We start from the raw sequence: 23,501 nt of genomic DNA on the forward strand, positions 1-23,501 counted from the left end.
ATGAGGATGGTGGTGTAGTTGCCGGTCGTCATCCACGTCATAAGAAGGGCACCTTCTACAACGCGGAGCGTTAAGAAGGTGCCCTTCCTTTTGCTGCTAGAGGCCCTTGGGGTGCCAGACGGTCTTGGTTTCGAGGTATGCCGTCATGGGGGCGAGGCCGGGGTCGGCGGACCAGTCGACGGCCGCCGGGCGGCGGACGCGCTTGAGGGTCTCGGCGGCGGCCTGCTCCAGTTCCAGGGCCAGCTTGGCGTCGGTCACGCCGGTCAGGTCGAGGCCGTTGACGTCGCTGTGCGAGGCCAGCCACGGGGCGACCTCGGCGGCGGAGCCGGTGAGGATGTTCACCACGCCGCCGGGCACGTCGGAGGTGGCCAGCACCTCGGCCAGGGTGATCGCCACGCGCGGCGCGTCGGAGATCACGAGCACCGTGTTGCCGGTGGCGATCGCCGGGGCGATGACGCTGACCAGGCCGAGCAGCGTCGGGTTCGACGGCGCGACCACCGCGATGACACCGCTGGGCTCCGGCGAGGAGAGGTTGAAGTACGGCCCGGCGACCGGGTTCGCCCCGCCCGCCACCTGGGTGATCTTGTCGGTCCAGCCTGCGTACCAGACCAGGCGGTCGACGGCCTCGTCCACCTCGGACTCGGGCACCTCCAGGGCGGTGAACTCGTCGCGGCGGCCCTCCAGCATCTCGGCCACCCGATAGATGACCTGGCCCCGGTTGTACGCGGTCGCGCCCGACCACTTGCCGAACGCGGCCCGCGCGGCGAGCACGGCGTCGCGGGCGTCCTTGCGGGATGCCTGGGCGGCGTTGGCCACGAACTGCCCCTTGCTGTCGGCGACGACGTAGGTGCGGCCCGACTCGCTGCGCGGGAACGCACCACCGATGAACAGCTTGTACGTCTTGCGCACGGCGAGCCGTGCCGGCGCCGCGGCCTTCGCGGTGGTGCGCGAGGCGGACGCGACCGCGGTGGACTCGGCGGCCTTCGCGGCGGTGCCGGGAGCGGCGTCCTTCTTACTGGGCAAGGTAGGCCTCCAGGCCGTGGCGACCGCCCTCGCGGCCGTATCCGGACTCCTTGTAACCGCCGAACGGCGAGGTGGGGTCGAACTTGTTGAAGGTGTTCGCCCAGACCACGCCGGCCCGCAGCTGGTCGGCGATGGCGAGGATGCGTGAGCCCTTCTCGCTCCAGATGCCCGCCGACAGCCCGTACGGCGTGTTGTTCGCCTTCTCGACCGCCTCGGCCGGGGTGCGGAAGGTCAGCACCGACAGCACCGGCCCGAAGATCTCCTCGCGGGCGATGCGGTGCGCCTGGGACACGCCGGTGAAGATGGTCGGCGCGAACCAGAAGCCCCGGTCGGGCAGCTCGCACGGCGGCGACCAGCGCTCTGCGCCCTCGGCCGCGCCGACTTCCGTGAGACTCCGAATGCGTTCCAGCTGCGCGGCCGAGTTGATCGCGCCGACGTCGGTGTTCTTGTCCAGCGGGTCGCCGACGCGCAGCGTGGCCATGCGCCGCTTGAGCGACTCCAGGAGCTGGTCGGCGATGGACTCCTGCACCAGCAGCCGGGAGCCCGCGCAGCAGACGTGGCCCTGGTTGAAGAAGACGCCGTTGACGATGCCCTCGACGGCCTGGTCGATCGCGGCGTCGTCGAAGACGATGTTCGCCGCCTTGCCGCCCAGCTCCAGGGTGACCTTCTTCTTCGTGCCCGCGACGGCCCTGGCGATGATCCGCCCGACCTCGGTGGAGCCGGTGAAGGCGACCTTGTCCACGTCCGGGTGGTTCACCACGGCCGCGCCGGTCTCGCCCGCGCCGGTGACGATGTTGACCACGCCCGGCGGCAGGTCTGCCTGCTGGCAGATCTCGGCGAACAGCAGCGCGCTCAGCGGGGTCGTCTCGGCCGGCTTGAGCACCACCGTGTTGCCCGCGGCCAGCGCCGGGGCGATCTTCCACGCCAGCATGAGCAGCGGGAAGTTCCACGGGATGACCTGGCCGGCCACGCCCAGCGGGCGCGGGTCGGCGCCGAAGCCCGCGTACGGCAGCTTGTCGGCCCAGCCCGCGTAGTAGAAGAAGTGCGCCGCGGCCAGCGGCACGTCCACGTCGCGCGACTCCTTGATCGGCTTGCCGTTGTTCAGCGTCTCCAGCACGGCCAGCTCGCGGCTGCGCTCGGCGATGATCCGCGCGATGCGGAACAGGTACTTGGCCCGCTCCCGGCCCGGCATCGGGCCCCACACGTCCTCGTACGCGCGCCGCGCCGCCTTGACGGCACGGTCCACGTCCGCGGTCGACGCCTCGGCGACCTCGGCGAGCACCTCCTCGGAGGCGGGGGAGATGGTCTTGAAGCTGCCCGCGCCGTCGGTGAACTCGCCGTCGATGAACAGCCCGTACGACGGCTGCAGCTTCACGATCGAGCGCGACTCCGGCGCCGGCGCGTACTCAAATGCGCTCATGTCTAGTCCAGGGTGAAGTAGTCGGGGCCGGCGTAGTGGCCGGTGGCGAGCTTGGTGCGCTGCATCAGCAGGTCGTTGAGCAGCGTGGAGGCGCCGAACCGGAACCAGTCCGGGTCGAGCCAGCCGTCGCCGGCGATCTCGTTGACCATGACCAGGTACTTGATGGCGTCCTTGGTGGTGCGGATGCCGCCCGCGGGCTTCACGCCGACCTTGCGGCCGGTGGTGTCGAGGAAGTCGCGCACCGCCTCCAGCATGATCAGCGTGACCGGCAGGGTCGCCGCGGGGGATACCTTGCCGGTGGAGGTCTTGATGAAGTCGCCGCCCGCCAGCATGGCCAGCCAGGACGCGCGCCGCACGTTGTCGTACGTGACCAGCTCGCCGGTCTCCAGGATGACCTTGAGGTGCGCCTTGCCGCAGGCCTCCTTGACGGCGACGATCTCCTCGAACACCTCCAGGTAGCGACCCGACAGGAAGGCGCCCCGGCTGATCACCATGTCGATCTCGTCGGCGCCCGCGGCGACGGCGGCCCGGGTGTCGTCGAGCTTGACCTTCAGCGGCGCCTGCCCCGACGGGAACGCCGTGGCGACGCTGGCCAGGTGGATGCCGGAGCCGCGCAGCGCCTCGGCGGCGGTCGGCACCATCGAGGGGTAGACGCAGATCGCGGCGACCGGCGGGCAGGTCGGGTCGGCGGGGTCGGGACGCCGGGCCTTCGCGCACAGCGCCCGGACCTTGCCGGGCGTGTCGGCGCCCTCCAGCGTGGTCAGGTCCACCATCCGGATGGCGAGGTCGATCGCCCACGCCTTCGCGGTCGTCTTGATCGATCGGGTGCCCAGGCCCGCGGCGCGCGCGTCCGCGCCGACCCGGTCGACGCCGGGCAGGCCGTGCAGGAAGGTCCGCAGCGCCGCGTCAGAGCGCGTGACCTCGGACAACGGTGAGATGGTGGCCGTCATACGCGAAGTCTACGCGGCGTCACGAGTATCGATCTTGTCCACGCCTTGGGATCCGGGACTTCGGTGGCCGTCGTCACGCGGTTACACCATGGCGGGCGACACCTCGGCGCCGGTTGGCACTGCGCGGGCAGAGGCAGGCGGGTAGTTTCACGTCGTGGACGTACTCGTCGTAGATCACCCGCTGGCCCAGGCCCGCCTCACCGCCATGCGCGACGCTCGCACCGACTCGGCCAGCTTCCGGGCCGCGCTGCACGAGCTCACCACCATGCTGGCGTACGAGGCCACCCGCACCTTCCAGGCCGACACGTTCCCGGTCGAGACCCCGGTCGCGACCGCGGTGGGCACCCGGCTGGCGAACCCGCCGCTGCTGGTGCCGGTGCTGCGCGCCGGGCTCGGCATGGCCGACGCCGCGCTGTCGCTGCTGCCGGAGTCCTCGATGGGCTTCGTCGGCCTCGCCCGCGACGAGCACACCTTCGAGCCCCGCGCGTACATGGAGTCCCTGCCCGGCGATCTGGCCGGCAAGCCCGTCCTGGTGCTGGATCCGATGCTGGCCACCGGCGGCTCGCTGGAACACTGCTGCCGCCTGCTCGCCGACCGCGGCTGCACCGACATCACCGTGCTCTGCGTCCTGGCCGCCCCCGCCGGCATCGACCGCCTCCGCGCCTCCGGCCTGCCCCTGCGCCTGGTCACCGCCTCCATCGACGAGCGCCTCAACGAGCACATGTTCATCGTCCCCGGCCTCGGCGACGCCGGCGACCGCCAGTTCGGCGGCATGCCCCGCTTCTAACCCCACCCCACCCGGCCGGGCCCACCCACCCACCCACCCCTCCCGCGTTGATCATGAACTTATGGCACGGTTCGACGGCGTGTCGGCGCCACAAGTTCATGATCGACAAGGCGGGTGGCTGCCCCGCATGGCCTGCCGCGGCGGGAGTCGATCAGGAAGTTGTTCCCACGACACGCCGCTGACCCGTGCCATAAGTTCATGATCAACCCAGATGGGGCGGTCAGAGGGGGCGGCGGAGGACGGCTAGGACGGACTGGCCGAAGGGTGGGCGGCGGCGGCGTTCGAGGCGGCGGGTGACCGGGGTGACGACGGAGTCGTAGACGCGCATCATGGCGCCGCCCTTGGGGGACATGCCGAGCAGGCGGGCCGTCACGAAGTAGCAGATGAAGCCGAGGGAGTTGACGTACTCCATGCGCTCGACCAGCAGGCCGGCGGCGAGCGCGACGTCGGTGAGGGTGCGGCGGGTGTAGCGGCGCCAGTGGCCGGTGGCCACGTCGACGCGGCTCATCGCGATCGGGAACGCGGGCACCACCAGCACCAGCGGCGCGCCGGGCCGGACCAGCCGGGCCATGCTGCGCAGCGCCGCGACGTCGTCCTCGATGTGCTCCAGGACGTTGTAGCTGACCAGGGCGGTGTGGTCGGCGCGCTCGTCGGTGGGCAGGAGCATCTCGCGGGCCTCGACCCGGGGGTCGTCGGCGAACCGCTGCTTGAGGTCGATCAGCCGCTCCGGGTCGGCCTCGGTGGCGGTGTAGCGCTCGACGTAGGGCAGCCACTCCATCGCGTAGTCGCCGAGCCCGCTGCCGATCTCGATCGGGTGCGCGCCGAGGTAGGGCGTGGCCATGCCCGCGAACCAGCGGCGGTGGTTGGCCGCCTCGGCCAGGCTCTCCAGCACCGCGGCCTGGATCTTCTGGTCCCCGGTGAGGAGGCTCGGCTCTGTGGCGTACGACGTCATCGACTGCATCCGTCCGGTAGCTGCAACGAGAATCTGTTTCCTGTTTGGCCCGGTAATTCAGGGCTAATCAGGACAGATTACCCAAATGCCGTACATTCGACGCTCGTGAAGACCGAAATTCAGGAGTGGCACCGGGTACGGACCACCTCGGCCGACCGCCCCCCACGTCGCCGCGACCATGCTGACCAGCCACGACGTATCAACGTGACGGCGCTGGTGATGGTTGCGTTCCTGGCCGGCGCGGTGCTGGTGACGTGGGGGCTGTGGCGGGACGGCGCGCGCGCCGCGCTCAGCGAGAACGTCCCGGACCACGTCTTCTTCCAGTTCGTCCTGCGGCACGCGGCGGACGTGGTGACCGGCGACGCGAACCCGTTCTTCACCTCGCGAATGAACGCCCCGCACGGGGTCAACCTGATGGCCAACACGGTCATCCTGGGCATGGGTATCCCGCTGGCCCCGCTCACCCTGCTCGGCGGCCCGCAGCTCAGCTTCACGGTCATCCTGGTGCTCGGCCTGGCGGGCACCGCGGCCGCCTGGTACTGGTTCCTGCGCCGGCACCTCGTGACCTCGCGCGCGGCCGCCGCCGTCGGGGCGGCGCTGTGCGGGTTCGGGCCCGGCATGATCAGCCAGGCGAACGGGCATCCCAACTGGACCGCCCAGTTCCTGGTGCCCTTCCTGGTGCACTGGGCGCTGCGCATGGCCGAGCCGGGCCGCAGCCTGCGCAACGGCACGGTGCTCGGGCTGCTGGTGGTCGCGCAGGCCTTCGTCAACGAGGAGGTGCTGCTCTACACCGCGCTGGCCTGCGCGGTCTTCCTGGCGGCGTACGCCGCGGTGACCTGGCCGCAGCGGCGGGCCGCGATCCGCCCCGTGCTGGCCACGGCGGGCGTCGCCGCGCTGGTCGGGGGCGCGCTGTTGGCGTACCCCCTGTGGACGCAGTTCTTCGGCCCGCAGAGCTACCGCGGTCTGCCGCCGGGGGCGTCGGCGTTCGGGGCGGACCTGGCGAGCTTCGCCGCCTTCCCGCGGCTGTCGCTCGGCGGCAACGTCGACGCGACGCGGCTGCTGACCCAGAACGCCGCCGAGGAGAACACCTTCTTCGGCTGGCCGCTGCTGGCCGTGCTGGCCCTGAGCGTCGCCGGGTGGCTGTGGTCGCGCGGCCTGGTCCGGGCGCTGGTGGTCACCGGCGCGGTGTTCGCGCTGTTCGCGATGGGGCGGCAGGTGTTCGCGGGCGGCGAGCGCACCGCGCTGCCCGGCCTGTGGCGGCCGTTCGGGCAGCTGCCGCTGCTGGAGTCGGTGGTCGCGGTCCGGTTCGGGCTGGTGCTGCTGCCGATCGCCGGGGCGCTGGTGGCGCTGACCATCGAGGTGGTGGCCCGCCTGCCGCGCCAGTCGGCCCAGGGCCTGCCGCTGCGCCGGCTCGCGTACGCCCTGGTCGGGCTCGCGCTGGTGCCGCTGCTGCCGCTGCCGCTGCCCACCCACCGCGGCCCGGCCGTGCCGAAGTTCGTCAGCGAGGGCACCTGGCGGGCGTACGTCCCGGCGGGCCGCACCCTGGTCACCGTGCCGCTGACCAGCAGCGAGCACAACGAGGGCATGCGCTGGTGGGCGCAGTCGGGAGCGGGTTTCAGCTTCCCCGGCGGCTACTTCATCGGGCCCGGCCGGGAGCCGGGCAGCGCGACGTTCGGCCCGCCGCCGCGCCCGACCGACCTGCTGTTCGCCTCGGTCGTCAAGGGCGCGAAGGTGCCGAAGGTGACCGGCCGGATGCGCGACGGCCTGCTCGCCGACCTGCGCTTCTGGAACGCGGGCGCGCTGGTGCTGCCCGACGGCGCGCCCCGCGCGGACGTGCTGCGCGGGCTGGTCGACGACCTCGTCGGCGAGGGGACCCGCACCGGCGGCGTGACGGTCTGGCCGGTGAGCGACCTGGCCTCGGCAGACGGGCAGCCCCCGCGGCCCGCCACCGCCGCCGTCCCGCGAAGCGGTCGTTAGCACCGCGCCGCGGCCGATCTTGTGCAGTTGGCGTCGCCAGGACAGCGGCAACTGCACAAGATCTGCTGGGCGGTGAGCCGTCGCGGGGCGCCGCCGCCCACGACGGCAGGATGCGGCAACGCGCTGGCAAGCCCGCGGCAGGCAAGACGTGCCGGGCAGGGCCACAGCGGCAGACGTTAAGAAGGGCACCTTCTGCTACGCCGAGCGTTAAGAAGGTGCCCTTCCTTGTGGGGTCAGGGGCTGACGGACCAGATGCCGAGGGCGGCGGCGACCTCGGTGCGCAGGGCGCGGATGGTGGCGGCGGCGCGCTCGCGGGCGGCGGCCACGTCGCCCTCGGACACCTGCTCGACGACCTCCAGGTATGCCTTGAGCTTGGGCTCGGTGCCGGAGGGGCGGACCACCACGCGGGCCGTCTCGGTCCGCAGGATGATCACGTCGGCGTTCAGCTCGCCCGGCCGGTCGAGCAGGTCCTCGGTGGAGGTCACCGGCTCGTCGAGCAGCGAGCTCGGCAGCTTCGCGCGCAGGCGGGCCATCATCTGGTCGATCTCGGCGAGGTCGTCGACGCGCACCGAGAGCTGGTCGGTGACGTACAGGCCGAACTCGTTCGCGAGGTCGTCGAGCCGGTCGGTGAGCGTGCGCAGCTCGGCCTTGAGGCCCGCCGCCAGCTCGGCGACGAGCAGCGCCGCGGTGATGCCGTCCTTGTCGCGCACCATGCCCGGCGCGACGCAGATGCCCAGCGCCTCCTCGTACCCGAAGGCCAGGTCCGGCGCGGCGCGGGAGAGCCACTTGAACCCGGTCAGCGTCTCGGCGTACCCGAAGCCGCGCTTGGCGGCCATGGCGCGCAGCAGCGAGGACGACACGATGGTGGTGGCGTACGTGCCGGTGCGGCCCAGCCGCATCAGGTGGTCGGCGAGCAGCACGCCGACCTCGTCGCCGCGGAGCATGCGCCAGCCGTTGCCGTTGCCGTTCGGGGCGGGCACGGCGACGGCGCAGCGGTCGGCGTCGGGGTCGTTGGCGATCGCGATGTCCGCGCGGCGCTCGGCGGCCAGCGCGAGCACCAGGTCCATCGCCCCGGGCTCCTCCGGGTTGGGGAAGGACACCGTGGGGAACGCGCCGTCCGGCTCGGCCTGCGCGGGCACGGTCGCGGGGATCGCGAAGCCCGCCCGCAGGAACGCGTCGCCGAGCACCTTGCCGCCCACCCCGTGCAGCGGGGTGTACGCCACCGACAGGTCCCGGGCGCCCGGCTGGTCCTCCTGCACCACCGTCGCGGCGGCGGCCAGGTACGACTCGACGATCTCGTCGTCGAGCACGGTGCCCGGATGGCCGAGCGGCACCTGCGACAGCAGCTTCACGTTGCGGATCTCGTGCTCGATCTCCTGGTCGGCGGGCGGCACGATCTGCGCGCCGGCGCCCAGCGGGCCGCCCAGGTGCTCGCCGAGGTAGACCTTGTAGCCGTTGTCCTGCGGCGGGTTGTGCGAGGCGGTGACCATCACCCCGGCCACGGCGTCCATCGTGCGCACCGCGTACGCCAGCACGGGCGTGGGCAGCGGGCGGGGCAGCAGCGCGGCGCGCATCCCGGCGCCGGTGGCGACCCGCGCGGTCTCCTGCGCGAACTCGTGCGAGCCGCGGCGCGCGTCGTACCCGATGACCAGCAGCCCGCCGGGCTCCTGCCGGGTGAGCCAGGTGACCAGGCCGGCGGCGGCCTGCCGGACCACGGCGAGGTTCATGCCGTTGGGGCCGGCGCGCAGCGGCCCGCGCAGCCCGGCGGTGCCGAAGGTGAGCGGCCCGCTGAACCGGTCGGCGAGCTCGGTCTCGGTGCCCGGCAGGGCGTCGAGCAGCTGCTGCAGCTCCTTGCGCGAGTCGGGGTCGGGGTCCTGGGCGATCCAGTGGCGTACACGGTCGGCAAGGTTGTCGGTCATGCCGAAACCCCGCTTCGCGTGGTTCCGGCATGACGCCGGGCCGGGCCGCTGATCCGCTCGCTTCGCTCGCTCATCGGTGTTTCATAACACGCGGACCGACCCTTTGCTCAGCAAACCCCTCAGGTGGTGACGATCGCGAAAGACTCGACGGCCTTGTCGAACACGGCCTTGTCCTGCTCGAACGAGCTCTCCAGGGTCGACAGGTACACGTGGTAGGCGACGCCGTCGGCCACGCCGATGCGCCAGATGGCATGCCGCGGGTCCTTGCCGGGCGGCGTGCACTGATACTCCAGCTGCGCCGCGGTCTGCGTGCTGGCCAGCTTCTGGTCGCTCAGGTCGACCCGCTGGTAGGTGCCCTTCTGGCAGCGCTTGGCGTCCTTCTTGAAGTTGCTCTCGGCGCCCTGCAGCTCGCGGGTCGGGTTGCCGCCGCTGTAGATGTTGATGCGCAGCCACCGGTCGCCGTCGGCCGGGTCCTTGTAGTCGACGTAGGTGCTGTTGGCGCCCTTGCTCGGCTTCCAGCCCTTGGGGACGGCCACGGTGGCGCTGCCGTGCGTGTTCTTGACGGTCACCAGCTCCATGCCGTCGGGGGCCTGCGGCGCGGACGAGGAGGCCGGGCTCGGGGTGCCGCCGACGGCGGAGGTGCCGGGCGGCTGCTCCTCCTCGCCGCCCATGACCGCCCAGGCCACGCCGGTGACGAGCACCACGCCGGCCAGGCCGGCCGCGGCGGCCAGGCGGATCTTCTTCGGCCACGCCTTGACCTGGCCGACCAGGTTGTCCAGCGGCTTCGGGCCGGCGGCGGGCGCCGGCGCGACGGTGCGCAGCGCGCCGGTCGGCGCGGGGTGCGCCCCGGTGGGCATGTCCAGCGACGGGTCGGGCGCGCCGCGGCGGCCGCCGCCGGTGGCGCGGGTGGACGGGGTCTCGCCGGTGTGCAGCAGCGCGCGGCCGCCGATCTCCTTGGCGGGGCGCTCGGGCTGCGCGGGTGCCGCCGGGGTCACCCAGGCGGTGGTGGCCGGCTGGGGCGCGACGACCGCCCACGGGTCGGTCACGTGCTGCGGCACGGCGTTCTGCGCCAGCGGGCCGGCGAGCAGCTCGCGCAGCGTGGCGCGGGCCTGGCCGACGTCCCAGCGGCGGGCCGGGTCCTTCTCCATGAGGCCGTAGAGCACGTCGCGCAGCGGGCCGCAGCGCTGCGGCGGGACGGGCTCCTCCTCGACCACGGCGTGCATGGTGGCCAGCGGGTCGCCCTTGTCGAACGGCGGGCGGCCCTCGACGGCGGTGTACATGGTCACGCCGAGCGAGAACAGGTCGCTGGGCGGGCCGAAGGCGTGGCCCAGCGCGCGCTCGGGGGAGATGAAGTGCGGCGAGCCCAGCACCATGCCCGGCGTGGTCAGCTGCACGTCGGTCGGCAGCTTGGCCACGCCGAAGTCGGTGAGCACGCAACGGCCGTCGGTGGTGATCAGCACGTTGGCCGGCTTGACGTCGCGGTGCAGCACGCCGGCGGCGTGCGCCACCTCCAGCGCGCCCAGCAGCGCGATGCCGATCTTGGCGACCGCGCGGGGGGCCAGCGGGCCGTCCTCGATCACCATGTCGGCCAGGCCGCGGGCGTCGAGCAGCTCCATCACGATCCAGGGGCGGCCGGCCTCGGTGACCACGTCGAAGACCTGGACCACGCTCGGGTGCGACAGGCTGGCCGCGGCGCGGGCCTCGCGCAGCGTGCGCTCGTACATCGAGGCGGCGTCGCTGGCGGCCAGGCCCGGCGGCAGCACGACCTCCTTGACGGCCACCTCACGGCGCAGCACGGTGTCGGCGGCACGCCAGACGGTGCCCATGCCGCCGTGCCCGATCGCGGTGCGTAGTGAGTAGCGTCCGCCGATGACAGTGCCCGGAGCCGCTCGGCCGGGGGTGGGGCTGCCGCTCCAGGTGGATGCATGGGTGGTCACTGCTGATGCCGCCAAGTGGGAGGGGACGAGGGGTCACTCAACTCCCTATCCTGTACGACCGCGCGCCTGAGGGAAAGCCGTGAGCGGGCATCGACGCCCAATTTCACCGTTCCGTCCCGCTGTCATCACCCTGGGTGTACGTGATGTGCGCAATCCCTCACCCCGGCGTGGGGCCGGGCGGCCTAACATCCCGGGTATGAACGAGCGTTCAACACGGCGCAGTGAGTCCGGCTTCCCGATCGAGCCCGTCTACGGGCCGGCCGACGGCGAGCGCCCCGGCGAGTACCCGTTCACCCGGGGCGTCTACCCGACGATGTACACGTCCCGGCCGTGGACCATGCGCCAGTACGCCGGCTTCGGCACGGCCGCCGAGTCGAACGCTCGCTACCACCAGCTGCTCAACGCGGGCACCATGGGCCTGTCCGTCGCGTTCGACCTGCCGACCCAGATGGGGTACGACTCGGACGAGCCGATCGCGCACGGCGAGGTCGGCAAGGTCGGCGTCGCGATCGACTCCATCGAGGACATGCGGGTGCTGTTCCGCGACATCCCGCTGGACAAGGTCTCCACCTCGATGACGATCAACGCGCCGGGCAGCGTGCTGCTGCTGCTCTACCAGCTGGTCGCCGAGGAGCAGGGGGTGCCGGGCGACAAGCTCAACGGCACCATCCAGAACGACATCCTCAAGGAGTACATCGCCCGCGGGACGTACATCTTCCCGCCCAAGCCGTCGCTGCGCCTGGTCGCCGACACGTTCGCGTACTGCCGCGCCGAGGTTCCCAAGTGGAACACGATCTCCATCTCGGGCTACCACATGGCCGAGGCGGGTGCGACGCCCGTGCAGGAGATCGCGTTCACGCTGGCCGACGGCATCGAGTACGTGCGCGCCGCCGTCGCGGCCGGATTGGACGTGGACGCGTTCGCGCCGCGCCTGTCGTTCTTCTTCGTCGCCCGCACCACGCTGCTGGAGGAGGTGGCGAAGTTCCGCGCCGCCCGCCGCATCTGGGCGAAGGTGATGCGCGAGGAGTTCGGCGCCAAGGACCCGAAGTCGTGGATGCTGCGCTTCCACACCCAGACCGCGGGCGTGCAGCTCACCGCGCAGCAGCCCGAGGTGAACCTGGTCCGGGTCACCGCGCAGGCGCTGGGCGCGATCCTGGGCGGCACCCAGTCGCTGCACACCAACTCCTACGACGAGGCGATCGCGCTGCCCACCGAGAAGGCGGCCCGGCTCGCGCTGCGCACCCAGCAGGTGCTCGCGTACGAGACGGACCTGACCGCGACGGTGGACCCGTTCGCGGGCTCCTACGTCGTGGAGGCGATGACCGACGAGATCGAGGCCGAGGCCACCGCGCTGATCGAGCGCGTGTTCGCACACGGCTCGGCCGTCGACGCCATCGAGGCGGGCTTCCAGAAGCGCGAGATCGAGTCCTCGGCGTACCGGACCGCGCTGGAGGTGGACTCCGGCGAGCGGGTGGTGGTCGGCCTCAACCGGTTCACCATCGACGTCGAGGAGCCGTACGAGCCGCTGCGGGTCGACCCGGCGATCGAGAAGGAGCAGGCCGCGCGCCTGGCCACGCTGCGCGCCGAGCGCGACGGCGCCGCCGTCGAGGCCGCCCTGGACAAGCTGCGCACCGCCGCCGCGGGCACCGAGAACGTGCTCTACCCCATGCGCGAGGCACTGCGGCTGAAGGCGACGGTCGGTGAGGTGTGTCACGCCCTGCGCTCGGTCTGGGGGACGCACCAGCCGCGCGAGACCTTCTGACCGGTGCCGCGATCATCCACCCGGGCGACCCCGCCCGGGTGGTTTCGTGTCCGCTGAGGGGTTTTCGCGTTAAGAGGTTGTTGCACCGCACCATCTGTGCGACTGGATGGCACGGCGTGATGCCAGTCTCGCGTCATGCGTGACCCGGCACGTCGTCACCCGTTGTAGGAGGTGAGGATGCGTGCAATCGACGGTCCCGCTAGCTTTGGAACGCTCCGACCTGCTCGAATGTGACTCTGAGCAACACAACTACTACAAGAACGTAGTTGCGCAGAGTCACCGGTCCAGGGCTAGGCTTGACGCGTTTTATCCCATCGACCGAGATCGAGAATCTGCCGTGACGAGTGCGCTGGCGCTGCCCAAGAGCAGCTTGCTGACGTCGTCCATGGTGTCCGAGATCATGTCGGACACCGATCCGCTGCCCGGTCAGCTCGACCGCTGGCTCGCTGCCCGCGGCGCCGACCTGGTAGCCGTACGACGTCACATTCACGCGCACCCTGAGCTCTCCCACCAGGAGTTCGAGACCGCCGCGCTGGTGGCGCGCGAGCTCGCCGCGGCCGGTCTGCAGCCGCGCTTCCTGCCCCGGGGCAACGGCGTGATGTGCGACATCGGCGAGGGGGACCGGGTCATCGCGCTGCGCGCGGACCTCGACGCGCTGCCGCTGCCCGACGTCAAGGACGTGGCGTACCGCTCGACCGTGCCCAACGTGACCCACGCCTGCGGCCACGACGTGCACACCACGGTGCTGCTCGGGGTCGGGCTGGCGCTGGCCCAGCTGGAGCAGCAGGGCGGCATCGGCGGCCGGGTCCGGCTGATCTTCCAGCCGGCCGAGGAGTCGATCAACTCGGGCGCCCCGGAGATGATCTCGGCGGGCGCGCTGAAGGACGTCGCGGCGATCTACGCGCTGCACTGCGCGCCGCAGCTGCCGGTCGGCATCGTGGGCGTGCGCTCCGGCGCCATCACGGCGGCCTGCGACGCCGTCGAGGTGCGCCTCAGCGGCAAGGGCGGGCACACCGCCCGCCCGCACCTGACCGCCGACCTGGTGTACGCCCTGGGACGGGTGGTGACCGAGGTGCCCGCGTTGCTGGGCCGCCGGGTCGACCCCCGGGCCGGGCTGTCCATGGTCTTCGGCGCGATCCACGCGGGCGAGGCCTCGAACGCGATCCCGAGCGAGGGCAGCGCCAAGGGCACCATCCGGGTGCTCAACCGCGACGCCTGGCGGGAGGCCCCCGACCTGGTCACCCAGCTGATCAAGGACGTGGTGGACGGCACCGGCGCCAAGGCCGACGTGCGCTACACGCGCGGCGTGCCGCCGGTGATCAACGACCGGATGGCGTCGGCGGTCATCGCCGGCGCGGCCGGCGCGGCGCTGGGCGCCGAGCGCGTGGTCGAGGCCGAGATCAGCATGGGCGGCGAGGACTTCGCGTTCTACCTGGAGCACGTGCCCGGCGCCATGATCCGGCTGGGCACCGGCATCCCCGGCGGCGCTCCCGGCATGGACATCCACCAGTCCGCGTTCGACATCGACGAGCGTGCCATCGGGTACGGCGTCCGCACCATGGTCCACACGGCCCTGGCCGCCCTGGCGTCCCCCTCCTTCTGACCCCGCCTCACCTACGACGGAGCTCCCGCCCGCGCCGTGCGAACGGCGCGAACGGGAGCTCTGACGTGTGACGGGTCAGTCCGCCGCGGGCGGGGCCGGCGGAGCGGTGGGAGCCGGCGCCGCCAGGGCGGGGCGACGGCGGCGGCGCAGGGCGATGACCAGGGCCACCGGGATCGCCAGCGCGATGAGGAACGGCAGCAGGAAGCCCAGGACGGCCAGCGCCACCTGGACCGTGCCCACGAACGCGTCCCAGCCGGCCTCCAGGCCGCCCAGGAAACCCGGGGCGGGCTCCTTCTCGGGCTCGGGCAGCGGGGTGTGCGGGCCGATCAGCGACACGCTGATGGTCGACAGCGCGACCAGGTCGTCCAGGCTCGCCTTCTTGCGCTCCAGCGAGGCCAGCTCGGCCTGCCGCTGGTTCAGCTCACGCTCCAGCAGCACCACCTCGCTGAGCTGCTTGGCCTGCGTGAACATCCGGCGCACCGACTCCACGCTGGCCCGCTGGGCGGCGATGCGGGTGTCCAGGTCGACGACCGCCTCGGTCACGTCCTCGGTGTTCGAGCCGCGGCTGACCTCCTCGCCCAGCTTCGCGATCTGCTCCAGCACCCCGTGGAACTGCTTGGCCGGCACGCGTACGGTGATCGACGCCTGCGACTCGGTCGGGTCCACGACGCGCTTCTCCGCGCCGATGTGCCCGCCCGCGGTGTTGACCAGGCCGGTCAGCCGGTCGGCGGCGGCGGGCACGTCGTCCACGCGCACGGTCAGCTCGCCGCGGTAGATCAGCGACCGGCCGGTGACCGGGCCGCCCGTGGCGCCGACCCCTTCCGGGGCGACGGCGCCGTCGCTCCCGGCCTTGTTCTGCTCGCCGAGCGCGGCGGTGTCGCGGTCCATGTCGGCGGCGTTGCCCGGCTTGGCCGCGCCCGCGGTGGGCGCTCCGGACTCGTCCGACGCCGAGCAACCCGCCAGCAGCAGCAGGCCGGTCAGTGCGGCCGCGAGGATCGTCTTCTTCATGCCTTTCCGGACGTGGCTCATGACACCTCAGGTTCCGGCAGACTGGTCACGGAAGGACGACATTCGGGCCACGAAATCGAGCGACGTGGAAAGGCGGCCACCGATGCGGGTGACGAAGTACTCCCACTCGTGCCTCAGGATCGAGCACGACGACGCGGTCGTGGTCATCGACCCGGGAGTGTGGAGCGAATCGGAGCGCGCCCTGGACGGGGCCGACGCGGTGCTGCTCACCCACGAGCACGCCGACCACGTGGACGCCGACCGGCTGGCCGACGCCCTGTCCAAGCGGTCGTCGATCCAGATCTACGCCCACCCGGACGTGGTGGACAAGTTCTCCGCGCAGTGGGAGGGCGCCGCCGTCCCGGTGACCTCCGGCCACGCCTTCACCGCCGCCAACCTGCTGGTACGCGCGTACGGCGGGCTGCACGCCGTGATCCACCCGGAGATCCCGCAGGTGGCGAACCTGGGCTTCCTGGTCAACGAGTCGCTCTACCACCCCGGGGACTCGTTCGACGTGCCCGAGGGCGCGCAGGTCGAGACGCTGTTCGTGCCGATCTCCGGACCGTGGCTCAAGCTCGCCGAGTCGATCGACTTCGTGCGGGCGGTCAAGCCGCGCCGGGCGTACGCCATGCACGACTGCCTGTTCAACGAGCAGGGCCTGGCGCTCACCGACGCGCACATGACCGCGCGCTCGGGCGCCGAGTACGCGCGCCTGGCCGCCGGGACCACCGTGGAGGCCTAGCCCCGCCCGTCCCAGGTCATCAGGTTCGCGAACAGGTCGGCCTGCTCCGCCGCGTCGTCGAGCGCGTGGTGCGTGTGCGGCCGGGTGGACAGCAGGTGCCTCGGCATCGCCCGCTTGTGCGCCCGGCCGAACGGCACCGCCGCCTTCACCGCGTACGCCGTCTTCATGTCCAGGCAGCCGGAGTGCCCGAACACGCTCGCCCCGGTGAAGCGGATCAGGTACCAGTACACGAACATCCAGTCGAAGCTCGCCGGGTACGCCGTGAACACCGGCCGCGCGTCACCCGCGGTCTCGGTCACCCACCTGCCGAACTCGCGCATCGCCACCGCGGGCTCGGCGCCCTCCCGGACCAGCGCGTCCCGGTCCAGCCCGGACACCGCCAGCGCGGCCGGCACGAAGTCGTCGCTGATCGGCCGCAGCTCGCGGTAGAACGTCGCCGGCCGCGGCCCCGCCGGGGTGAACGACCCCGCCATCGTCCCGGCGACCACCGCCCCGAAGCTGAGCATCGAGTACGGCCCCGGGATCGGCCCGTCCGCCTCGACGTCGACCGAGAAGTACATGTCCGCGCGCACCGCGCACCGCCCTTCGAGTCCGCTGCCTGGCCCGTCAGGGCGCGGGGCAAGCCTAGGGGTCGTCCGGTCCGGATCGCACGCTCATTCCGGGGGCTGCCACGGCGTGTGCGGCACGGCACAATCCACATGTGACACCCCCGTTGACGGCGACCGCCACGCAGACCGCGGCGATGGCGGCGGCCGCGGTGAACCGGCTCGGCGGCGCGTTCCTCGAATGCCCCCGCACCCTGCGCCGTGCCCGCGAGCTCGGCCTCACCGGCTGGGCCTGCTACGTGGCCGGTCGCGGCGGGGCGCTGGGCGACGTACGCCCCGACACGGTCGCCGCGGCGCTCGGCCTGATCGCGCCCGAGGCGGTGCGCGACGGCTGGGACGCGGCCCGCCGCGCCCTGTCGCCCCGTGAGGTCGCCGCGCACATGCTGGCCGAGTGCTGCCGTTGGGGCACCGAGCACCTGGAGAACGCGCCCCGCGTGGACCGGCTGGTCGAGCTGGCCGAGAAGGCGGTGCTCGCCGCCGACGGCTCCGGCCTGCCGCTGTTCTCCGCCTGGCGGGCGATGCCGGTGCCCGGCGACGGCCCCGGCGCCCGCGCCGCCGTCGCGCTGCACCTGCTGCGTGAGCACCGGGCCGGGGCGCTGCTGCTCGGGGTGCGGGCCTGCGGGCTGAGCCCGGTGCAGGCGCTGGTCGCCGGGCCGGAGGGGGAGGCGGCCGCGGTCGCGTTCGGCTGGCAGCCGCCGTACCCTCCGGTCGCCCCGCTGCTGCGCCGCCGGGCCTGGGCCGACGCGGTCGCCGACCGGATCGGCGGCCAGGCCGTCCAGAACTTCACCCCCACCGAGCGCGGCGAACTGGTCACCCTCCTCAAGGACACCGCTCGCACCGTCCTCCCCCGCCGCCCCTGACCCCGTTTTTCAATAGACGTTGGCCTATCTGGATGAAGTCGATCTCGAAAAGTTCATCCAGATAGGCCAACGTCTATGCAAAGCGGGGCGCGGCGGGGTGCGGCGGGGCGCGGGGCGGCGGGGCGCGGCGGGGCGATGGGGCGGTGTGGCGGTCGGTGGTGGGTTGGGGGTGGTGGGGGTAAATGGGCTGCCGATCGCGGGGCGGGTTGTCAGGATGGCGGCGTGACGAGTGATGAGCTGCCGGAGGGATGGTCGTTCCGGGCGACCACCGGCGAGGACGCGGACGTCCTGCTGGCGCTGGTGCATGCCAGTGACATGAGCGCGGTCGGGTTCGCCGACTTCGCCCCGGAGGACGTGGCCGAGGCGCTGGCGGGGCCGTACAGCGAGGTCGCGGTGGACGCCACGGGCGCCATCGCGGGCTGGACCTGGGTGGACAACGGCTCAGACGGGCCGCGTGACTTCGTCGAGGTGTACGTGCACCCGGAGGGTGGCCGGCCCGCGATGCGGCCGCTGCTGGCCCGGGTGCTGGCGGTGACGGAGCGCCGGGCCCGGGAGCGGGGCGGCGAGGGCACGGTGCGCGCGGGGGCGATCCCGGCCGAGCTGCCGTGGATCGCGTCGCTGACCGACCAGGGCTTCACGTTCGTGAAGCAGTACGCCCGGATGCAGCTCGACCTGCCCGCCCCGGCGGTCGAGCCGGTGCCGGACGTGGTCGTGCGGGCGGCGGGCGAGGACGACATGCCGGAGTTCTTCCGGGTGCTCGACACCGCGTTCCGGGACACGCCCGACTACCAGCCGACTGGCTACGAGCGGTGGCGCGAGCGCTTCCTGGACGGGCACCGGGTGCGGCTGGACGAGTGGTTCGTCGCCGAGGTGGACGGGGTCGTGGCGGGCATCCTGCAGTCCTCGGAGCAGAGCGACGTGCAGGGTGAGGGCTGGGTGAAGCACCTCGCGGTGCTGCCCGAGTTCCGCAAGCGCGGGGTGGGCCGGGCGCTGCTGGCCGCCGCGTTCGCCCGCTACCTGGCCAACGGCCGGGTTTCGGCGGGGCTGGGCGTCGACCTGACCAACCCGACCGAGGCGATCAAGCTGTACACGGGCGTGGGGATGCGCCCGGCGTACCAGGCGAACATCTACGAGCGGCCGGCGCTGCGCTAGGGCCGCACCGTGCGGGTGGGGCGGGCGCGCAGTTCGGCGACGTAGTCGTCGGGCGCTCCCGCCTTCTCCGCCGCGTTCGCGATCTCGGAGAGGTACCACGCGGTGGGCAGGCCGCCCTCGTACCCGTGGAAGACGTACACCCAGGCCAGCACGGTGCCGTCGAGTGTGGCGACGCGCAGGTGCAGCTTGGTGTAGGTGCCCGCGTTGGCGCCCTCGACCTCGTCGAGCGCGGCCTCGTCCCACGGGTGCACGTCGTAGAGCGCGACGAAGACCCGGTCGCCGGGGGACTCGACGATCGTGGTGACCGCGCCCTCCCAGCCGACCTCGTCCTCGCCCGCGAAGGTCAGCCGCCAGTCTTCGAGCCAGCCGGTCCCGACCATGGGCGAGTGCGGACAGTATGCCCGCATGCGGGCAGGGTCCAGGTTCGAGCCGTACGCTGCGTAATGACGCACGGCGATGACGATAGCCGCCCGGACCGCTTGCTGAGAATACGCCCGTGCGTGTCGGACCACTCGGTGTCTTTCCGGGCACGCGCGGTGAGCGTGACGGCGCTCGCATCCGAGGCTTCGCGACTTGCCCCGTAGGGAAGAATGACACCGTGAGCCGGATTGTGATCATCGGTGGCGGACCCGCCGGATACGAGGCGGCGCTCGTCGCCGCGCAGCTCGACGCGGACGTCACGGTCGTGGAGGCCGACGGCGCCGGCGGCGCCTGCGTGCTGCACGACTGCGTCCCGTCCAAGACCTTCATCGCCAGCTCGGACGTGGTGACCAACTACCGCGACACCGACGAGTTCGGTATCCACTCCGACGGACTCGCCATCACGGTGGACGCGGCGGCGGTGCACGCCCGGGTGAAGCGGCTGGCGCTGGCGCAGTCGGGCGACATCCACGCCAAGCTGGTCAAGGCCGGGGTGACCCTGGTCAAGGGCACGGCCCGGCTGGGCGAGGACACCCTCGGCCACACCCACCGGGTGCGCGTGCGGCCCGGCGACGGCGACGGCGAGTACGCGATCGACGCCGGCACGGTCCTCATCGCGACCGGCGCCACGCCCCGGCGGCTGCCCACCGCGGTGCCGGACGGCGAGCGCATCCTGACCTGGCGCCAGGTGTACGACCTGCCCAAGCTCCCCGAGCACCTGATCGTGATCGGTTCCGGCGTGACCGGCGCCGAGTTCGCCTCGTCGTACCTCGCGATGGGCGTGCCGGTGACGCTGGTCTCGTCCCGGGACCGGGTCATGCCGCACGAGGACGCCGACGCCGCGATGGCGATCGAGCGGGTGTTCCGGGCCCGCGGCATGACGATCCTGAACAACTCCCGCGCCGACGCGGTCAAGCGGGTCGGCGACGGCGTCGAGGTCACCCTGTCCGACGGGCGGACGGTCACCGGCTCGCACGCGCTGATGGCGGTCGGCTCCATCCCGAACACCGCCGACCTGGGCCTGACCGAGTACGGCGTCGCGGTCGGCCCCGGCGGCTACGTCACCGTTGACCGCGTGTCGCGTACCAACGTGCCGGGCGTCTATGCCGCCGGGGACTGCACCGGCGTGCTGCCCCTGGCCAGCGTCGCGGCCATGCAGGGCCGGATCGCGATGTGGCACGCGCTGGGCGAGGCGGTCGCGCCGCTGCGGCTGCGCACCGTCGCCGCGAACGTGTTCACCGATCCGGAGCTGGCCACCGTCGGCGTGTCGCAGGACGACGTGGACAGCGGCAAGGTGCCCGCCCGTCAGGTGATGCTGCCGCTGGCCGGCAACGCGCGGGCCAAGATGGCCGGGCTCGACGACGGCTTCGTCAAGCTGTTCTGCCGCCCGGCCAGCGGCATCGTGGTCGGCGGCGTGGTCGTCGCGCCGCGCGCCAGCGAGCTGATCATGCCGATCACCATGGCGGTCGAGAACCACATGACGGTCAACCAGCTCGCCCACACCATCACCATCTACCCGTCGCTGACCGGCAGCCTCGCCGAGGCCGCCCGCCAGCTGATGCAGCACGAGCTGGAGTAGTTCGCGGGTTGGCGATGATCGCCATCCCGTGTCAGAAAGCGCGGTCAGACCGCAGTTTTCGACACGGGATCGCGATCACCACCGGGGCCGGGAGAGGCGGCCGTCCCTCCACATGGGATGGCCGTCCCACATCTCACATCGTTTACGCAATCGCAACGCGGTCCGCGTAGCGTCGGGACATGGCGGACCTTTTCGAGGACTACCCGCTCGGTCCCGGCTGGGACGAGATGTTCGGCACGCCGGGCCTGCCCCGCCCGACCTACGAGGCGCTGCACGCGACGCTGCGCCCGCTGGCCGGCGGCGAGCTGCGGATCCGCGCCGACGTGCTGGCCAGAGCCTTCCTCGACCAGGGCATCACCTTCGCGCTCAAGGGCGTCGAGCGGCCGTTCCCGCTGGACATCGTGCCCCGCATCATCGCCGCGGACCAGTGGCGCCACGTCGAGGCCGGGGTCGCGCAGCGGGTGCGGGCCCTGGAGGCGTTCCTGGCCGACGTGTACGGCGAGGGCAACGTGCTCGCCGACGGGATCGTGCCCCGGCGCATCATCGTGACCAGCGCCCACTTCCACCGCGAGGCGGCCGGGATCGTGCCGCCGAACGGGGTGCGCGTGCACGTCGCCGGGGTCGACCTGATCCGCGACGAGGCCGGCGAGTTCCGCGTGCTGGAGGACAACGTGCGCACCCCGTCCGGGGTGAGCTACGTGATGGAGAACCGGCGCGCCATGGCGCACGTGCTGCCCGAGGTGTTCACGGCGACCCGGGTGCGGCCGGTGGAGTCCTATCCGACGCTGCTGCTGCAGGCGCTGCGGGCCGCCGCACCGGCCGGTGTGGACGATCCGACCGTGGTGGTGCTCACCCCCGGCGTGCACAACTCGGCGTACTTCGAGCACGCGCTGCTGGCCCGGGAGATGGGCGTGGAGCTGGTGGAGGGCCGCGACCTGGTGTGCGCGGGCAACGAGGTGGCCATGCGCACCACCGCGGGCGAGCAGCGGGTCGACGTCATCTACCGGCGCATCGACGACGAGTTCCTCGACCCCGTCCACTTCCGCGCCGACTCGATGCTGGGCTGCGCGGGCCTGCTCAACGCGGCCCGCGCGGGCAACGTGACGCTGGCCAACGCGGTCGGCAACGGCGTCGCCGACGACAAGCTGCTCTACACGTACGTGCCCGATCTGATCCGGTACTACCTCGGCGAGGAGCCCCTGCTGACCAATGTGGAGACCTACCGCCTCGACGACCCGGACGTGCGCACCCACGTGCTCGGCCGGCTCGACGAGCTGGTGCTCAAACCCGTGGACGGCTCCGGCGGCGCGGGCATCGTCATCGGCTCGCAGGCCACCGAGGAGCAGCTGGAGCACGTACGCCAGCGCATCATGCTCGACCCGCGCGGCTGGATCGCGCAGCGCGAGGTGAAGCTGTCGATGGTGCCCACCCTGATCGAGGACCGGCTCCGCCCCCGGCACGTGGACCTGCGGCCGTTCGCGGTCAACGACGGCAACCAGGTGCGGGTGCTGCCGGGCGGGCTGACCCGGGTGGCGCTGCCCGAGGGCGCGCTGGTGGTCAACTCCAGCCAGGGCGGCGGCTCCAAGGACACCTGGGTGCTGACCGAGCCGGGCGCACCGTTCGAGGACTGGCAGGACCCAGGCTCCTGGGACGGCCCCGAGCAGGTCGCCGCGATCCCGTCACCGCGCCGCCCCGACCCGGGGCCGGGCCAGTCCGGCAACAACCAGCAGCAGCAGCAACAGCAGCAGCAGGCACGAGCAGCGAGGAGGGCGGCATGCTGAGCCGGATCGCCGAGTCCCTCTACTGGATCGGCCGGTACGTCGAGCGCGCCGAGGACACCGCGCGCATCCTCGACGTGCACCTGCACCGGATGCTGCAGGACCCGTGGACCGACGAGGAGCAGGCCTGCCGGTCGCTGCTCGGCGTGATGGGGCTGCCCGTCGGCGGGGAGGGCGCCAGCCTGCCCGGCGTCGTCGAGCGCCTCGGCCTCGACCTGACCAGCACCAGCTCGGTGCTCGGCGCGCTGGCCGCCGCCCGCGAGAACGCGCGCGGCGCCCGCGAGACGGTCAGCGCCGAGATGTGGGAGTGCCTCAACACCACCTGGCTGGGCCTGGCCGGGTCGCGCCGCCGCATCGAGGAGGGCGGCGTGCACCGGTTCTTCACCTGGGTGCGCGAGCGCTGCTCGGTGCTGGCCGGGCTCGCCGACGCGACCATGAGCCGCGACGAGGGCTGGCTGTTCCTGGTGCTCGGCCGCAGCGTGGAGCGGGTCGACATGACCGCCCGGCTGCTGTCCACGCACTCCCGGGCCGGTGGCAGCATCCCGAGCTGGCTGACCCTGCTGCGCTCGTGCGGGGCGTGGGAGACCTACCTGCGCACCTACCGCGGGTCGCTCAGCGACCGGCACGCCGCGGAGTTCCTGCTGCTCGACCGGCTCTTCCCCCGGTCGATCCTGGCCGCGCTGGTCACCGCCGAGTCGTGCCTGGCCGAGCTGGAGCCGGCGCTGGGCGCCGGACGCTCCGGGCGCGTCGGCGTCGGCACCGACGCGCAGCGCATCCTCGGCCGCGCCCGCACCGACCTGGCGTACCGCGCCTCCGACGAGCTGCTGGCCGACCTCGGCCCGGTGCTGTCCGGCCTGGAGCGCACCTGCTCCCAGGTCAACGACGCGATCTCGGCCCGCTACTTCCGCCAGACCGCCGCCGTCCACTGGCAGGCCGGAGCCGTGGCATGACCCCCGGCCCGGCCGCTTCGGCGCCGCAACTCTCGAAGAGTCGCGGCCTTGAGGGTGCGCCGAAGGCGCGTGTCTTT

The 23,501-nt window shown here is 72.5% G+C and carries 19 protein-coding genes; 10 read left to right on the plus strand and 9 right to left on the minus strand.

Annotation, left to right across the window (positions count from 1 at the left end; translation table 11 throughout):
* Nucleotides 1-96: 96 nt before the first annotated feature.
* The 3 genes from AB0J67_RS22155 to deoC form a co-directional block, all read right to left on the minus strand.
* The gene (locus AB0J67_RS22155) at nt 97-909 is read right to left on the minus strand and encodes an aldehyde dehydrogenase family protein (protein WP_363485326.1); all 813 of its coding nucleotides are present in this window, start codon (nt 907-909) and stop codon (nt 97-99) included.
* Nucleotides 910-1,012: 103 nt separating this feature from the next.
* Nucleotides 1,013-2,443, minus strand: a complete 1,431-nt coding sequence (locus tag AB0J67_RS22160) for an aldehyde dehydrogenase family protein (protein WP_363485301.1) — start codon at nt 2,441-2,443, stop codon at nt 1,013-1,015.
* A gap of 2 nt (nt 2,444-2,445) precedes the next feature.
* The gene (gene deoC / locus AB0J67_RS22165) at nt 2,446-3,393 is read right to left on the minus strand and encodes a deoxyribose-phosphate aldolase (protein WP_363485302.1); all 948 of its coding nucleotides are present in this window, start codon (nt 3,391-3,393) and stop codon (nt 2,446-2,448) included.
* Between the two features lie 154 nt (nt 3,394-3,547).
* Here deoC and upp point away from each other — a divergent pair, with 154 nt between their 5' ends.
* On the plus strand, nt 3,548-4,180 hold the full coding sequence (gene upp, locus AB0J67_RS22170) for a uracil phosphoribosyltransferase (RefSeq protein ID WP_363485303.1): 633 nt from the start codon (nt 3,548-3,550) through the stop codon (nt 4,178-4,180).
* A gap of 220 nt (nt 4,181-4,400) precedes the next feature.
* Here upp and AB0J67_RS22175 read toward each other — a convergent pair whose 3' ends face one another.
* Complete coding sequence (locus tag AB0J67_RS22175; RefSeq protein ID WP_363485304.1) at nt 4,401-5,132, minus strand: class I SAM-dependent methyltransferase; 732 nt, start codon at nt 5,130-5,132, stop codon at nt 4,401-4,403.
* Nucleotides 5,133-5,336: 204 nt separating this feature from the next.
* On the opposite strand from AB0J67_RS22175, the gene AB0J67_RS22180 reads away from it, so the two are divergent.
* The gene (locus tag AB0J67_RS22180) at nt 5,337-7,109 is read left to right on the plus strand and encodes a hypothetical protein (protein ID WP_363485305.1); all 1,773 of its coding nucleotides are present in this window, start codon (nt 5,337-5,339) and stop codon (nt 7,107-7,109) included.
* A 233-nt stretch (nt 7,110-7,342) separates the two neighbouring features.
* On the opposite strand, the gene AB0J67_RS22185 is transcribed toward AB0J67_RS22180, so the two are convergent.
* Together AB0J67_RS22185 and AB0J67_RS22190 are read right to left on the minus strand one after the other, a co-directional pair.
* Nucleotides 7,343-9,028 carry a phospho-sugar mutase gene (locus tag AB0J67_RS22185; RefSeq protein ID WP_363485306.1) on the minus strand — a complete coding sequence of 562 codons (1,686 nt, stop codon included), beginning with the start codon at nt 9,026-9,028 and terminating at the stop codon, nt 7,343-7,345.
* A 119-nt stretch (nt 9,029-9,147) separates the two neighbouring features.
* Nucleotides 9,148-10,965: a serine/threonine-protein kinase gene (locus AB0J67_RS22190; protein WP_363485307.1), complete on the minus strand. Its 1,818-nt coding sequence runs from the start codon at nt 10,963-10,965 to the stop codon at nt 9,148-9,150.
* Nucleotides 10,966-11,161: 196 nt separating this feature from the next.
* Here AB0J67_RS22190 and AB0J67_RS22195 point away from each other — a divergent pair, with 196 nt between their 5' ends.
* Nucleotides 11,162-12,727 carry a methylmalonyl-CoA mutase family protein gene (locus tag AB0J67_RS22195; protein ID WP_363485308.1) on the plus strand — a complete coding sequence of 522 codons (1,566 nt, stop codon included), beginning with the start codon at nt 11,162-11,164 and terminating at the stop codon, nt 12,725-12,727.
* A 337-nt stretch (nt 12,728-13,064) separates the two neighbouring features.
* Nucleotides 13,065-14,330 carry an amidohydrolase gene (locus AB0J67_RS22200; RefSeq protein WP_363485309.1) on the plus strand — a complete coding sequence of 422 codons (1,266 nt, stop codon included), beginning with the start codon at nt 13,065-13,067 and terminating at the stop codon, nt 14,328-14,330.
* A 75-nt stretch (nt 14,331-14,405) separates the two neighbouring features.
* On the opposite strand, the gene AB0J67_RS22205 is transcribed toward AB0J67_RS22200, so the two are convergent.
* Nucleotides 14,406-15,359, minus strand: coding sequence for a DUF4349 domain-containing protein (locus AB0J67_RS22205; protein ID WP_363485310.1), 954 nt, complete (start codon nt 15,357-15,359; stop codon nt 14,406-14,408).
* Between the two features lie 82 nt (nt 15,360-15,441).
* On the opposite strand from AB0J67_RS22205, the gene AB0J67_RS22210 reads away from it, so the two are divergent.
* Complete coding sequence (locus AB0J67_RS22210) at nt 15,442-16,080, plus strand: MBL fold metallo-hydrolase (RefSeq protein WP_363485311.1); 639 nt, start codon at nt 15,442-15,444, stop codon at nt 16,078-16,080.
* Here the strand turns inward: AB0J67_RS22210 and AB0J67_RS22215 are convergent.
* Entirely contained in the window at nt 16,077-16,652 is a 576-nt protein-coding gene (locus AB0J67_RS22215; protein ID WP_363485312.1) for an exonuclease, read from the minus strand. The two genes, AB0J67_RS22210 and AB0J67_RS22215, sit on opposite strands and share 4 nt — an antisense overlap.
* Nucleotides 16,653-16,822: 170 nt before the next feature.
* On the opposite strand from AB0J67_RS22215, the gene AB0J67_RS22220 reads away from it, so the two are divergent.
* Together AB0J67_RS22220 and AB0J67_RS22225 are read left to right on the plus strand one after the other, a co-directional pair.
* A complete protein-coding gene (locus AB0J67_RS22220) occupies nt 16,823-17,545 on the plus strand; it encodes a hypothetical protein (protein ID WP_363485327.1) in 723 nt (240 codons plus the stop codon).
* A 222-nt stretch (nt 17,546-17,767) separates the two neighbouring features.
* Entirely contained in the window at nt 17,768-18,697 is a 930-nt protein-coding gene (locus tag AB0J67_RS22225; protein ID WP_363485313.1) for a GNAT family N-acetyltransferase, read from the plus strand.
* Here AB0J67_RS22225 and AB0J67_RS22230 read toward each other — a convergent pair.
* The gene (locus tag AB0J67_RS22230) at nt 18,694-19,149 is read right to left on the minus strand and encodes a gamma-glutamylcyclotransferase (RefSeq protein ID WP_363485314.1); all 456 of its coding nucleotides are present in this window, start codon (nt 19,147-19,149) and stop codon (nt 18,694-18,696) included. The genes AB0J67_RS22225 and AB0J67_RS22230 overlap by 4 nt on opposite strands.
* A gap of 146 nt (nt 19,150-19,295) precedes the next feature.
* Here AB0J67_RS22230 and AB0J67_RS22235 point away from each other — a divergent pair, with 146 nt between their 5' ends.
* The 3 genes from AB0J67_RS22235 to AB0J67_RS22245 all read left to right on the plus strand — a co-directional run bounded on the left by AB0J67_RS22235 (nt 19,296) and on the right by AB0J67_RS22245 (nt 23,424).
* Nucleotides 19,296-20,696 (plus strand): NAD(P)H-quinone dehydrogenase, encoded by a 1,401-nt coding sequence (locus AB0J67_RS22235; protein WP_363485315.1) that lies wholly within the window; start codon nt 19,296-19,298, stop codon nt 20,694-20,696.
* Nucleotides 20,697-20,875: 179 nt separating this feature from the next.
* The gene (locus AB0J67_RS22240) at nt 20,876-22,477 is read left to right on the plus strand and encodes a circularly permuted type 2 ATP-grasp protein (protein WP_363485316.1); all 1,602 of its coding nucleotides are present in this window, start codon (nt 20,876-20,878) and stop codon (nt 22,475-22,477) included.
* The gene (locus AB0J67_RS22245) at nt 22,471-23,424 is read left to right on the plus strand and encodes an alpha-E domain-containing protein (protein ID WP_363485317.1); all 954 of its coding nucleotides are present in this window, start codon (nt 22,471-22,473) and stop codon (nt 23,422-23,424) included. Before AB0J67_RS22240 ends, AB0J67_RS22245 begins: the two co-directional genes overlap by 7 nt.
* Nucleotides 23,425-23,501 lie beyond the last annotated feature (77 nt).

It is taken from the genome of Catellatospora sp. NPDC049609 (genome assembly GCF_040675365.1).
In the GTDB taxonomy this organism is placed as follows: domain Bacteria; phylum Actinomycetota; class Actinomycetes; order Mycobacteriales; family Micromonosporaceae; genus Catellatospora.